At 36.9% G+C, this 14,111-nt stretch carries 9 protein-coding genes; 6 read left to right on the forward strand and 3 right to left on the reverse strand.

The window, feature by feature from the left end:
• Nucleotides 1–125: 125 nt before the first annotated feature.
• Both ACIQLB_RS19300 and ACIQLB_RS19305 read right to left on the reverse strand, forming a co-directional pair.
• Nucleotides 126–1,385: an efflux RND transporter periplasmic adaptor subunit gene (locus tag ACIQLB_RS19300; protein ID WP_400729434.1), complete on the reverse strand. Its 1,260-nt coding sequence runs from the start codon at nt 1,383–1,385 to the stop codon at nt 126–128.
• Nucleotides 1,382–2,059, reverse strand: a complete 678-nt coding sequence (locus ACIQLB_RS19305) for a hypothetical protein (RefSeq protein ID WP_400729436.1) — start codon at nt 2,057–2,059, stop codon at nt 1,382–1,384. The genes ACIQLB_RS19300 and ACIQLB_RS19305 overlap by 4 nt, the downstream gene beginning before the upstream one ends.
• 602 nt (nt 2,060–2,661) lie before the next feature.
• Between ACIQLB_RS19305 and ACIQLB_RS19310 the strand changes: the two genes are divergently transcribed.
• From ACIQLB_RS19310 to ACIQLB_RS19320, 3 genes are all read left to right on the forward strand, one after another.
• The gene (locus tag ACIQLB_RS19310; protein WP_400729438.1) at nt 2,662–6,144 is read left to right on the forward strand and encodes a hypothetical protein; all 3,483 of its coding nucleotides are present in this window, start codon (nt 2,662–2,664) and stop codon (nt 6,142–6,144) included.
• A 59-nt stretch (nt 6,145–6,203) separates the two neighbouring features.
• On the forward strand, nt 6,204–6,863 hold the full coding sequence (locus tag ACIQLB_RS19315; protein WP_400729440.1) for an S-layer homology domain-containing protein: 660 nt from the start codon (nt 6,204–6,206) through the stop codon (nt 6,861–6,863).
• 366 nt (nt 6,864–7,229) lie between these two features.
• Nucleotides 7,230–8,312: a CAP and S-layer homology domain-containing protein gene (locus ACIQLB_RS19320; RefSeq protein ID WP_400729442.1), complete on the forward strand. Its 1,083-nt coding sequence runs from the start codon at nt 7,230–7,232 to the stop codon at nt 8,310–8,312.
• Here ACIQLB_RS19320 and ACIQLB_RS19325 read toward each other — a convergent pair.
• Nucleotides 8,302–8,544 (reverse strand): hypothetical protein, encoded by a 243-nt coding sequence (locus tag ACIQLB_RS19325; RefSeq protein WP_400729444.1) that lies wholly within the window; start codon nt 8,542–8,544, stop codon nt 8,302–8,304. The genes ACIQLB_RS19320 and ACIQLB_RS19325 overlap by 11 nt on opposite strands.
• Nucleotides 8,545–8,858: 314 nt before the next feature.
• Between ACIQLB_RS19325 and ACIQLB_RS19330 the strand changes: the two genes are divergently transcribed.
• From ACIQLB_RS19330 to ACIQLB_RS19340, 3 genes are all read left to right on the forward strand, one after another.
• Nucleotides 8,859–9,788, forward strand: coding sequence for a C40 family peptidase (locus ACIQLB_RS19330; RefSeq protein ID WP_400729446.1), 930 nt, complete (start codon nt 8,859–8,861; stop codon nt 9,786–9,788).
• Between the two features lie 242 nt (nt 9,789–10,030).
• On the forward strand, nt 10,031–11,914 hold the full coding sequence (locus ACIQLB_RS19335; RefSeq protein WP_400729448.1) for an N-acetylmuramoyl-L-alanine amidase: 1,884 nt from the start codon (nt 10,031–10,033) through the stop codon (nt 11,912–11,914).
• 178 nt (nt 11,915–12,092) lie between these two features.
• A complete protein-coding gene (locus ACIQLB_RS19340; protein WP_400729451.1) occupies nt 12,093–14,036 on the forward strand; it encodes an N-acetylmuramoyl-L-alanine amidase in 1,944 nt (647 codons plus the stop codon).
• Nucleotides 14,037–14,111 lie beyond the last annotated feature (75 nt).

Genomic DNA, 14,111 nt, shown 5'->3' on the forward strand with positions numbered 1-14,111 from the left:
ACAGCTTGTAATTTATCTTTGGCAGTATACTTTTTGACCATACAAAAACTGCACCTCCAATTGTTAGATGTGTCTAACAATTGGGGCGCAGTTCACAATTTCCATTTCGGGGAGGTTTTAGTATGTTAAAAGACAATATATTTCACGTAATCTTTCCAACCGATCTCTTTAAAATTTCGCCACTCGATTTTTTTAAGAGGTATTGAACGGAAGGAGCGTGCTAAAATATTGCGTTGTTCATTTACAATAATAGGTGTTCCAGCATCCATATAGCCTGTAAAGATAGTAGAATCTGCCGTTTTAAAGGCAACCTGAATATCCTCAAGGCGTATTTTACCATTTTCATCTAAAGTATAAACGCTATGTTTATTATTCTTTCCAGACTTCACCCATGCGGAATTCACTTTAAGTGCGTTGGATGCCTCATTGACAGTAATAGAAGCCTTACCAACAGTTGAAAATGGAATCTTTTCAAGCATGTCATCCTGATGCAATATTACCTCATAGCTTGTAGGCTTTGGTAGCTTTGCAGATTTAGCTAGTTCATTTCCCCAAAGTGAGTCATTATTCGTTGGTATCATTTGTTTTTGAACTACAGTACCTGATAGCTCATTGTCGTTATGTGGCAATTTAAAACTAACGGTTTGGCCCTCTTCAACCTTTTGCCATTCATCCTCAGATAAGTAGGCAAGCATAGACTTTTCAGATGAATAAATTTCAAATGTCACCGCACCAGCTTCTTCAGTGATTTTTGAGATTACACCATCTACTGGGCAAATAACACCTTGGCGTGCTTTAATTTGGCCAATTTGTGCATCCATTAATGCTACTTGCCGATTAGTCTCCGCAATGTGACGGTTTAATATTGCCACTGCAGTTGATGGAGAAGTTTGCTGACCTAATTCAAATTTAACAGAGACATTTAACTTATCACTAATTTGGTCGGTATTTATAGAGCTTTTCGGGTCCTTGCCTCCACCGTATTCAGATTCTATCTCCGCTAAAGCAGACTCTAAATCACTTAATTCAGTTTCGTAAGCAGTGCGTTCAGCCTCAAGCTTTGTTAATTCACCGTCAACTTCTTCTGTTTTGTAGGTAGCTAGTAAATCATTGGCGTGTACTTCCTGTCCACGTGTTACATCTATTGCAGAAAGATTTTTCGCATCTGCTGAAATTGTATAGGTTTGTGTAGGTGCAACAATCGCATCCTTTTCCACCGTCTCTACACGATCACCAGTAGTAGCTCTTTGAAATTCACCGATAAAGTAGGATCTGGCTACTTTACTATCATCCTTAAATACAAAATAAGCATTTACACCAATTAATAACGCTATCACAACAATACTTAAACTTGTCCAAGGTCTGGATTTAATAAAGCGCATCATCCTAACCCCCTTGTAATCCATTCTTGTAGTGGTAACGCACTAACCATTCCGATAAAAATAGCCATTACCACATATAGCCCAATAATTTTCGCTAATAATGCCTTACGATCTGACCATTCCTCCCATTTTGAAAGGAACGTGTATTGCACAATAATTGTTAACACAGTTGCTACGGTTAGTTGATTGATAGCAAATAGCACAAAATCCGTATCAATTACTTGCTGAGCTATAGGTGCAAGTGAGAAGAAGGAGAAGTTTGTAGTGTAACCAACTGCATAAAACACGGCAAATAAAATTGTCTTTTCAATAAGTAAAAATACCATTACATAAAGTTGTACCTTCTGAATCCATTTGTATGGAATGTCTGTTAATAGATGTAACAAGTATGTAACGCCATAATAATGGAAGCAATAATAGATAACTCCCCAGGCAATAACCCCAACCATTGATAGTAAACGGGCTGTATAGTATTCATTTGGATGATTCGATGCAAATAATGTTGTTAAGCTTTCAGTACCCATGCCCCAAAACTCACGTATGACAAATAGTAGCATAAAGAGCATGAAAACGGTGAAGGATCGCTTTTTATAGCCTCTTATTTCTCCTTGTTCAACAGCTTGGGTAAAGTTAGTGGGATGCATTAAGCTGTGCCAAAATTTATAGTGATAAAACATATATAGCTCCCTTTCTCGTAAATTAAATAGTAAAGTTGTAGTATACACCTAATTACTGGTAAATGACATAGTAGAAATGCTGAGTTTTTCATTAATTTCCCTCGAAAAAGAGAAAATTTAATCGTTGTTTTAGACAATAATACAAAGCTTTTATTCACCAATATCAGTAATGTTTCGGCAAAATATTTCCTGGAAAATATAAGGCGCAAGTATGTATAGAGTAGCGCTTTCCGCAGACGAGCGCTGGTCATTCTACGCGCTTTCACACAGAAAACTATCAATTGCGGTGACTGTCAGCTGCACCTGTCTTTTAGTTGGTAAATTTGTTCAGATTAAGTCTATTAGCATTTTTACTCGCAATTAGTAATCTTTTGCCAAAATTTCTGCCAGATCCATGCACATAATTCAATTATATAGTATCCTAACAATAACTTCCTATAAAAAGACTATTCAATCTGTAAAAATCTCTTTCTGCTAGTGAAGAGGGTAATCTACTTATATAGATTAGCTTGAAATAGGATAAAATGCACCGATACAAAAGGTAGCAAATTAGAAATAAATGATACATATCTATTTACCTATAAAAAGAAAGGGTGGGCATTTTGAAGAAACCAATACAAGTTGGTGTAATAACAGGTCTATTACTAACTCCGGCAGCGATTGCCAATGCTCAAGAAGGACAACCTCAAACAATCTCTCAGGCGAATCAAGTAGCTAATGTGAATGTAGCGGCAGTAGACACTAGATCTCAAACAATTGCACAATTTGCCAAATTATCTGTTACGTCAACTAATGATGAAATGGTGATAGCAAAAGGAGATGTAGCAGTTTTAAGTCCTATAGACTTCAAACCAGATGAAATCACTTTTATTAAAGCGAAATACGAATATGTTGTAGCCCAACGAGATTTATTGGCCAATTTAAAGACTATTGGGGCAAAAATAAGTAAGTTGTCTTATACAAGTAAAACATTTGTGGATGAAGTTACAGAAGTTAATGAAGAGTACAACACTTTTTTAGTTTCAAACACTAAAGCAGACCCTTATGTAAAAGTTCAAAAGACTTTCGAGAATGCTGTAAATGCAGCCCTTGCATCACAGGAAGCAAATGGCATTGCTTCAACAATTCGAGGTACATCACTACAATATGGCTATGAAGGGCCAGAACTTATTACTTATTTCAAAAAGAACGGTGCAGATATTGAGAAGCTTTTGAACATGTACAAAGATGCAAACGATGTAAAGAATACGATTAGTAAGTTAGATTCTTTTATTGCTGTTCTAGATAAACAGTCATCCACTTCTACTGAAATTGCTGCTGCTGCTGCCGAAGTAACGACTGAATTGAACACTCTAACAGCTGATCAAAAGAAAATTGTCATAGCACACAATCCAAATAATGCAGCGGTCACACCATATAAAAAATATACAGATGTGTTAGGAAACTTATCATCGGCTGATCAAGTGATTACTAGTATTACACAGTTAACGCAAAAGAAACCGGAAGACTTTTCATCTGCTGCAAGCTTTATTAGTGCTGTAACAGCAATTGAAACTGCCTACAATAGACTAGATGAAGGCTCAAAGCGTTTAGTTGCAACAAAATATGAAGAGTTTAAACCATATCAGACTGCTGCTAATATTTCCAAGCAAATCACAGCATTACGTCCGTCAAGTAATGCTGATTATCGAACTTCTGTAAAGGCAACAAGAGATACTTTAACAAACTTAGATAAAAAAGATTTTGTGAAAAATATCGCTGATTTAGAATTAGCTGAAGCAAACATAGCGGCAGCGCAAGAAATTGAGAAACTCATTGCTGGAATTGCCAATGCTACGGATAAAATTACACAAATAGAGCAAGCGCGTGCAGCTTACAATACACCAGTAGCACCTGGCGGACAGAAAATAGATGCAGCTACTGTCAAAAAAATCGTCAACAATTTGTCAGAGCTAACAAGCTGGGAAACATCACATAAAGCTGTTTTAAATGTAGTTGCGCTTGTGGAAAAGCTAGATCCAGCTGCGAAGGATTATACTAAAAAAGTGAAGGCAGCTAATACGGCTTACCTAAAGCTAGATCCGGCAAAACGCGAATACGTGAAAAGCTATAAATCGTTGAAAAGTCAAGTAGAGGCGATGGATATTGTGACACGAATCATGGCCTTAAATCCGTCGCAAAAAACATATAAGGAAACTGTCGAACTGTTATCAGCAGACTACGAAAAGCTATCATCCGAAGCGAAAGCACTTGTAACAAATAATGGAGATCTTCAAACAGCAAAAGGCTATATTACAACTGCTAAAAATTTCGATGATCGTGTTATCGCTTTAGGTAGTGAGCCAGATGCTACGTTTGTAGCAAAAGTAGCAGCGATGTCTAATGAATATAAAACGATGGATAAAAATGCGAAAAAATTAGTCACACAATACAAGACATTAACAACTTATGAGAAAAATAATGCCAATGTTGTGAAGGTTATTAATGCAATTGCAGCTTTAAACCCAGCAAATAAGGATTATACAAAAAAGGTTTTGGCAGCACGTAAGGCATACAATGCATTGGACCCTGCCTCACAAAAACGCGTAACAAACTACAATCAGCTAACAGCAGTCGAGGATGTTGCTACATTAATAGGCTTGATCGAAACATTGAAACCGACAAGTAAAACATTTTTAAATGATTTAGATTCTGCGCGCAAAAATTATGATGCATTACCATTAGAAAAGCAAAATGCTGTCACAAACTATGAAAAGCTTGTCACAGCTGAGACTGAGCTGAAATCTGCGCATATAGTTATTGCATTGATAGATGCGGCAGTGCCTAATGATCCGGATTATTTAACGAAGCTTATGAATGCTCGCGTTGCTTACGATAAACTAACATCAGGACAGAAAAAGCTTGTCTCTAATGTAAAGGTGTTAACAGATCGTGAAAAAGAAGTAAAAGCAATTTTAAATACGATGGTGCAAATCGATGGTATAGAGCCAGGCACAAGTAAATTTGTCAGTCAAGTAAACGCAGCACGAAAAGCGTACGATAAGCTGACAAAGGACCAAAAGCTATATGTCAAAAATATTGCTATTTTACAAAGCTATGAGCCAACTGCCAATGTGATTGAATTAATTAGCAAGCTAAAGCCGTCAAGTAAAACGTTCAGTGCGGATACAGTACAAGCTCGAGCATTATACGATGCTCTAAGTAAGGACATGCAGCAATATGTTACAAACTACAATTTATTACAAGCTGCTGAAGCAAGCATCTTAGGTGCAGGTAATGTGCAGCGCATGATCGATGAGCTTCCGACTATCCCGGCAAATCAATATATTAAACGTATTGAAGAGATACGTGCAGCATATAATGCATTACCAAAAGATCAACAATATGCGGTTGAAAACTATAAAACATTGCAAGAGCAAGAAAAAATTATTAAACCTGTCATTAGTGTTGTCAATGAGATTGATAAACTTATGACATCGAAAAATATGGACAGCCAATATCAAAAGATTTTAAAAGCATATGACAATCTTACTGCCACTCAGCGTAAATATGTTTATAACGAGCAGCTGCTTCTATCATTAGATAACGTTATTAAAGTTTATCAGAGTATTGCAGCTTTAAAACCAAGCGATAAAATGTATTTTGGCATGATAGAATCTGTGCGAAAAGATTACGATAGCTTGAGTACAACAGATAAGCAAAGAGTATCTAATTACAATATTTTGCTTGAAGCTGAGAAAAGTATGAGTGAAGTAAAGAAAATTGTTGATATTATAGCTGGTCTAAATCCGACTTCTAGCACATATATTCAAGATGTAGCGAATGCTTCTGCCGCATATAAAGCATTAGATTCTAAAGTAAAAGGGCAAGTCCTTAACTACGATACTTTAAAGAAAGCTGAAAAAGATGTAGCGGCAGTGTTGAAAGTAGTGAATGCGATTGGCGAGTTGGATCCAGACGCTAAAACGTTTGAAAAGAAAGTACTGGCTGCACAAAAACTATACGACGCACTTACGCTTGAACAGCAGGACTTAGTGTACAATTACCGTATTTTACAAGATCATATAAAAACATTAGGTTTATAATAAGGAGAGAGGGCCAGTCCCTCTTTTCTTTCTTTATAATAAGGAAAGGAAGCGTTAATTTGTCGACTAAGAAGGTACATAAAGCATGGGCTCTTGCAACGGCTGCAGTAATTGTTCCCTGTGTTGCGGCCATGCCTGTAGAAGCAGCTACAATGCCATTTACAGATATAAAAAATAGCGGAAACGAAGCAGAACTATACAAGGCAGTTAGTGAATTATATAGCCAGGGAATTGTATTTGGGACAACCTCGACTACGTTTAGTCCTTATCAAAACTTAACGCGAGGGGAAGCGGCATACTTTTTGGCTGAAGCGCTAAAATTGGAGACAAAAAATGTAGTAAATCCTGGCTTCAGTGATGTGCAAGCCTCTCATAAATATTACGGTCATATTGCCGCACTCGCTGAAAAGGGTATTATCCAAAAAGATACAAATTATAATCCAGATCATTTTATTAAGCGAAGTCAAATGGCCAAGATGTTGACACTTGGTTTTGATTTACAGCAGGCAACATCATTATCTGCCCCATTTTTAGATTTTACAAAAGATAATGAAACTAATATGTATATTCAAACGTTATTAAATTATGGGATTACACAAGGTACTAGTGCGACCACATTTTCACCTTATACAGATGTTCGACGTGGTCAAATGGTTTTATTCCTTTACCGCACTTTACAAAAAACTGAAGATGATTTCTATATTATTAGCGTTGAATAAATGCGAAGACTCACTCTTAGGTTATCTTCAATCTTTGAGTGGTTTTTTTGAAATGGAAGAGGTAAAATTAGGTAATAATGGAATGCGTGTATCACATCGACCAAAGTTGGGTGTGAAGACCGGTCGACCTTAAAACAGCGAATGAATTCTTTGACAACGCTTCCATTCTCCCGTCGTGGCTCAACTTGAGGGCTAACCAGGGTTTATGTTTGTCTAACATTCAAAGGATGTTCATTTGAATACGAACTCTGTGAAAGATAGTGACTTTGAAGGTCTTCATGGAAACTGTAACTGGCAGGAAAACATGTGGTGGTAAGTTTGTTCCATTAGAGTACTATACATAATTAAATGAAGGAGGAGATAGCTATGTTTAAAAAAGTATCGAGTGTTGTTGGCATGTCTCTTATTTTGCTGACTACATCATATGCTGTGCCTCTGACAAACACATCTGAAGAAGTATTGGCAGCTAATATTGCAAAGGATGTTTCACAATCGCATTGGGCAAGAAGCTCAATAGAACGTATGCTAGAAAAGCATTATATGACAAATTATCAGGATGGCTTCTTCAAACCAGAACAGCCGATTACTAGGGCAGAGGCTGCAGCTGCAATTGCTCGTTCCATGCAGCTAAAACTGGATACCGATTATTCTCCAAATTTTACTGACTTATCAGCCAATCATCCGTACTATAAAGAAATTTGTGCCTTAGTGGAATTAGGGATTTTACAAAATGGTGATCACTTCAACCCTGACGCACCTTTACAGCGCGCGCAAATAGCCAAGATGTTAACACTCGCTTATCAAATTGAAGTCGATTCCCAAAATAATAGTAAGTTTAGCGATGTTAAGGATGGAAATTGGGCAAAAGATTATATTGAATCACTTGCAGATGTTGGTGTTATTAAAGGAATCAACGCACAGGAATTTGCACCAAATCGATTGGTAACACGTGCGCAATTTGCTTCTTTGGTTGAAAGAAGTCTCGACTTTTCAGCGAAGGTAAAAAATCGCGAGGTAGCCTATGACTATTTATCCAAGTCTTATATTCCAACAAAAAATTATTCACCAACCATGTCTAATGATGTAATACGTTTAGTCAACGTTGAACGACAAAAAAGAAAGCTACAAACCCTTAACTATGATGCAGCTTTAACACAAATTGCCGTTATTAAGGCACAGGATATGGTGAATCGACAATATTTTGAGCACGAATCACCTTACTACGGGATGCCCTGGGATTTGGCAACATTATTCGATTATCCATATACGAGCTTAGGAGAGAATATAGGAAGAAAAATTCCAACACCCGATGCGGCCGTCAAAGCATGGATGGCCTCACCAGCACATCGTGAAAATATTTTGCGAGAAAATTACACAAATACCGGGGTAGCGATTGCTGTTGATAGCAATGGATATTACTATTGGGTGCAGTTATTTTCTAGTCAATAGCTTGTGCGGAGCGGGATAAAGGAATACCCGCGAAGATGAGACAAATACCCGCGCGAGGCAAAGGAATGCCCGCGAAGCAGAGGTAAATACCCGCGCGAGGCAAAGGAATGCCCGCGAAGCAGAGGTAAATACCCGCGCGAGGCAAAGGAATGCCCGCGAAGCAGAGGTAAATACCCGCGCGAAGCAAAGAAATACCCGCGAAGCAGAGGCGAATACCCACGAAGGTAATCAAATACCACGCGAACTCCTTACAACCTTTAATGGAGAATGGTATCGGAAATGCTCATATCCAATAGTTGAAAATTGAAATGCACTAAATCTCGTAATCTATTGTGACAAAGCGTAGTTAATATTACAGGAATGTTACAAAAACCCCAAATATCCATTATTTAATACCCATATTTTAGCGCTGATAAACCACGAAACGTTGGTATATCAGTGTTTTTTTGTGCTCAAAAACCGTTACACAATTGAAAAATTAAAATAGCATCTTTTATGATAGTCTATTTATAGGCAAAAAAGTTCTGAGAGGGGAATACCGAATATATGAAAAAGAAATGGTTATTACCGATCTTTGCATCTTTCATGTTATTTACAACAACTCAAATAGATAAAGCTGAAGCAGCCACAACATCTGATGTAACTGATACAGCGTCAAAATATTTAGGTGTCCCATATCTTTATGGAGGTACAACTACTAAAGGGCTCGATTGCTCAGGATATACATCTAAAGTCTTTGCAGATTTAGGTATTGAATTAAGCCGTACTTCAGGCTCACAATATCAACAAGGTACTGCGGTAGCAAAGAAGGATATTGAAGTTGGAGATTTACTATTCTTCAATACTAGTGGTAAAGGTGTCTCACATGTAGCTATTTACATGGGTGACGGGAAAATGATCCACTCACAAACAGGTCAAGGTGTTAGTTATTCAAATGTAAATGATCCTTATTATTGGGGTTCTCGTTACATCGGCGCTAAACGTGTAGCAACATTTGATAGCGAACAAGCAGAAGCTGTTAAAGAAGAAGTAAAGGAAGCTGCGATTGACTTCACAGTTTACGCTTCTCGTGCTGAAGTGGCAGAGCAAATTGCTAAAGCACTTAACTTGGATACATCCGATAAAAATACGAAATTTACAGACGTAAAACCAACATATGAACATGCTGGTGCGATTGCTGCTGTATCGAAGTTAGGTATCTTTGCTGGTGATGGTAGTGGGAAATTTAATCCATCTTCACCGATAACACGTGCTCAAATCTCGAAAGTATTAGTACATGCCTTCGGATTAAAGCAACAAGGCGATGTTGTAACATTCACTGATGCTCCTGCAAATCATTGGGCAAATGAATTTGTTTCAATTTTAGCTTCAAATGGTATTACAGAAGGTAAAGGAAATGGTAACTTCGGTTACGATGAAATGTTAAAAATTTCACAACTTCAAACATTTATTGAACGTGCACACAAATTACAATAATAATAAAATTCCGTATTACTTAGACAAGGGCTACGTTTAAAGTAATACATTGCAAGGAAGTTCTTTTATATAATGTATAAATTGAGGAGAGTTTGCACTTGCAGGCTCTCTTCTTTTTATAGAATATACCAAAAATTGGAGTGGTGCTTAGAGAACAATAGAATAGTTACGTTCGTATGATAGTTTTGTCTGTGTAATTTTGCTAAAATGAGCACGAGAACAGGAAGGGAGGAAATAAGACATTGAACCTCAAAAAAGTCAGTCTTATATTATGCGTCTTATTCATTTCAGCTTCTATGTTTACAATACATAGCGCCCAAGCAAGTGGTGGGTTTGTAGATGTTCCTAAAGATCATGAAGCTTATGAAGAAATCAATTATTTAGTTAGTTTAGGTGTTGTTAAAGGATATACGGAAAACGGCAAAACGTATTATAAACCTTACAACACAGTAACACGTGGGCAAGTTGCCAAAATGGCTGTAATTGCATCAGGTAACCAGCCACTAGTTGTCAATAAATCAAGCTTCTCCGATGTAACAGTCGGTACAGAGCTTTCAGGCTATGTAGAACGAGCTATACAGCTTGGCCTATTTAAAACAAATACTCAGGGGCAATTCTTACCGAACAAGCCTTTAACTCGTGATGAAATGAGTTATGTATTAACAAAAGCGTTTAAGCTTGATACAAGTGAATATGAAAATATTGATTCTCCTTTTGTGGACGTAGGTATTACTCATCCGTACGTTACATACGTTAATACAATTTACTATAATGGTATTACACGAGGAACGGGTCAATATTATTATCCAAATAACCAAGTGACACGTGCGCAGTTTGCATTATTTGTAGCACGTGCGAAAAGTGAAAAGTATCGTTTAGAGCTACCAGTTAAAGGTGAGCATGTACCTGATACATCACAGGTTATTGGATTGATTTCTGTCACAACTGACGGATTAAATATTCGTAAATCAAAAGATTCTTCATCTACTACTAATATTGTAGGTACTGTCAATAAAGGTGGTAAACTATCAGTCTATGCAGTTGAAGGAGACTGGTTAAAGGTTACTTATAAAGGTGCCTTTGCTTATATTTATAAAACATATGGACAGTTTTTAGATGCAGATGGTAACGTATTAGGGAATGTCCAAAAGCAAGTTACTGCAACACAAAATCTAAATCTTTACGTAAAACCAACATCTTCCTCAAAAGTTATTACAACCATTAATAGCAAAACAAAATTACCAGTTTATAAGACAGTAAGTGGCTACCATCTAACTGTAGTAAACGGTATACCAGGCTATATCGTGGCGAGTAGTACAGAGGATGTTGATTCTACTCCAGATCCAACTCCACCAACAGTTTCTGGTGATGTATTAGGTCGAGTGACAGTTGATAATTTAAATATTCGCAAAGAGGCTAACTCTACTTCTACGGTACTAAGTAAGCTGAAAAAAGGCGAAAATGTCCAAGTGAACAGTATTAACGGTTATTGGGCACAAGTGACTTATCAAGGTCAAAAAGGGTATGTCCATAAATCTTATATAAAGCTACTAAATCAAAATGGAAATCCGTTGAAAGATCGAATTATCATTCTTGATCCAGGTCATGGTGGTAAGGACCCTGGAACTGTTGTAGGTTCTTATTCCGAAAAAGCTATCACATTAAAAGTCGGCACACTTGTGAAGCAAAAGCTAGAGGCAGCAGGTGCGAAGGTATATATGACTCGTACAGGGGATACGTTTCCTTCACTTCAAGACCGCGTTGACTTTACAAATGCTAATTACGGTGAAATCTTCGTAAGTATCCATGTGAACTCAGCAGCAAATACTTCTGCACAAGGTACTGAAACATATTATGCAATTTCAACAGGCGATATGTATCAAGAAGACATTGATCTTGCGACATTTGTAAATAATCAAATCGTTAATAACTTAAATATGAAAAATCGTGGTGTTAAAGAAGAACAATACTACGTAATTCGCAACACGATTATTCCAGCCATCTTAGTTGAGCTAGGCTTCCTAACAAATAGCGAAGACCGCGGTAAAATGACAGATGATAAATATGTTGAGTTATTCGCTGATTCTATCTACAAAGGGATTTCACAATACTACGCAAAAAAATAATAAAAACGGGCTACATTGTTCAATATGAACGATGTAGCTCTTTTTGTTTGATAAAAATAAGGTAAGTACATGAATTCTATTATTTATAATTTTAGTATAATGGTTACTCTTAATGATAGTTTTGCCTGTGAAATTTTGTTAATATTAATGGTAGAACAAGAAGGGAGGAAATAAGACATTGTATCTCAAAAAAATTAGTCTTATAGTATGCGTCCTTTTCGTTTCTGCTTCAATGTTTACAATACATAGTGCACAAGCAAGTGGCGGTTTTGTAGATGTTACGAACAAGGATGACGCATATGAAGAAATCAATTATTTAGTTAATTTAGGTGTTATTAAAGGGTATACAGAAAAGGGCAAAACGTATTATAAACCTAATAACACAGTAACGCGTGGGCAAGTTGCCAAAATGGTTGTTGTTGCTTCAGGTAACAAGCCACTAGTTGGCAATAAATCAAACTTCTCAGATGTAGCAGTCGGCACAGAGCTTTCAGGCTATGTAGAACGCGCTGTACAGCTTGGCTTTTTTAAAACAAATATCAAGGGACAATTCTTACCAAACAAACCTTTAACTCGTGATGAAATGAGTTATGTATTAACAAAAGCGTTTAAGCTCGATACAAGTGAATATGAAAATATCGATTCTCCTTTTGTGGATGTGGGTATTAATAATCCCTACGTTTCGTATGTGAATACAATTTATTATAATGGTATTACAAAGGGAAGCAATCAAAATTATAATCCAAATGGACAAGTGACACGTAAACAGTTTGCGTTATTTGTAGCGCGTGCCAAAGAAGAAAAATATCGCTTAGATATACCTGTTAAAGGTGTAGCTGTACCCGATTCATCACAGGTCATTGGCTTAGTTTCTGCAACAACGGACGGATTAAATATTCGTAAATCAAAAGATTCTTCATCTACTGCTAATATTGTAGGCACTGTCAACAAAGGTGGTAAACTATCAGTCTATGCAGTTGAGGGAGACTGGTTAAAAGTTTCCTATAAAGATGCCTTTGCCTATATTTATAAAACGTATGGACAGTTTTTAGATGCAGATGGTAACGCATTAGGGAATGTCCAAAAGCAAGTTACGACAACACAAAATATTAATCTTTACGTAAAGCCAACCTCTTCATCAAAGGTAATTTCAACTGTGAATAGTAAAGTGAATTTACCTGTATATAAGACGGTAAGTGGTTACCATCTAACTGTGGTGAATGGTGTACCAGGCTATATCGTGGCTAATAGTACAGCAGACGTTGAAGTAGAACAACCTTCTACTCCAGATCCAAAACCAGATCCGGCTCCAAATCCAGATCCAAAACCAAAACCAAATCCAGATCCACCAACAGTTTCTGGGGATCTATTAGGTCGAGTGACAGTTGATAATTTAAATATTCGCAAAGAAGCTAACTCTACTTCTGCGGTAGTAAGTAAGCTGAAAAAAGGCGAATATGTCCAAGTGAACAGCATTAACGGTTATTGGGCACAAGTGACTTATCAAGGTCAAAAAGGGTATGTCCATAAATCTTATATAAAGCTACTAAATCAAAATGGTAATCCGTTGAAAGATCGAATTATCATTCTTGATCCAGGTCATGGTGGTAAGGACCCTGGAACTGTTGTAGGTTCTAATTCCGAGAAAGCTATCACATTAAAGGTCGGCACAATTGTGAAGCAAAAGCTAGAGGCTGCAGGTGCGAAGGTATATATGACTCGTACAGGGGATACGTATCCTTCACTTCAAGACCGCGTTGACTTTACAAATGCTAATTACGGGGAAATCTTCGTAAGTATCCATGTGAACTCAGCAGCAAATACTTCTGCTCAAGGTACTGAAACATATTATGCAATTTCAACAGGTGATATGTATCAAGAGGACATTGATCTTGCGACATTTGTAAATAATCAAATCGTTAATAACTTAAATATGAAAAATCGTGGTGTAAAAGAAGAACAATACTACGTAATTCGCAACACGATTATTCCAGCCATCTTAGCTGAGCTAGGCTTCCTAACAAATGATGAAGACCGCGCTAAAATGACAGATGATCAATATGTTGAGTTATTCGCGGAATCTATCTACAAAGGAATTTTAGAATATTACTCAAAACAATAATAATGAAGAGCTACATCGTTCAAAAGTGAATGATGTAGCTCTTTTTGTTTGATAAGTTTATCAGTTCAATTGATT

The sequence above is a fragment of the Lysinibacillus sp. NPDC092081 genome (assembly GCF_044755845.1).
GTDB lineage: Bacteria > Bacillota > Bacilli > Bacillales_A > Planococcaceae > Lysinibacillus.

Excerpts from the sequence above, each read along its gene's own strand:
- ACIQLB_RS19305 (WP_400729436.1), bottom strand. The coding sequence starts at position 2,059 with ATGTTTTATCACTATAAATTTTGGCACAGCTTAATGCATCCCACTAAC.
- ACIQLB_RS19300 (WP_400729434.1), bottom strand. The coding sequence starts at position 1,385 with ATGATGCGCTTTATTAAATCCAGACCTTGGACAAGTTTAAGTATTGTT.
- ACIQLB_RS19320 (WP_400729442.1), top strand. The coding sequence starts at position 7,230 with ATGTTTAAAAAAGTATCGAGTGTTGTTGGCATGTCTCTTATTTTGCTG.
- ACIQLB_RS19330 (WP_400729446.1), top strand. The coding sequence starts at position 8,859 with ATGAAAAAGAAATGGTTATTACCGATCTTTGCATCTTTCATGTTATTT.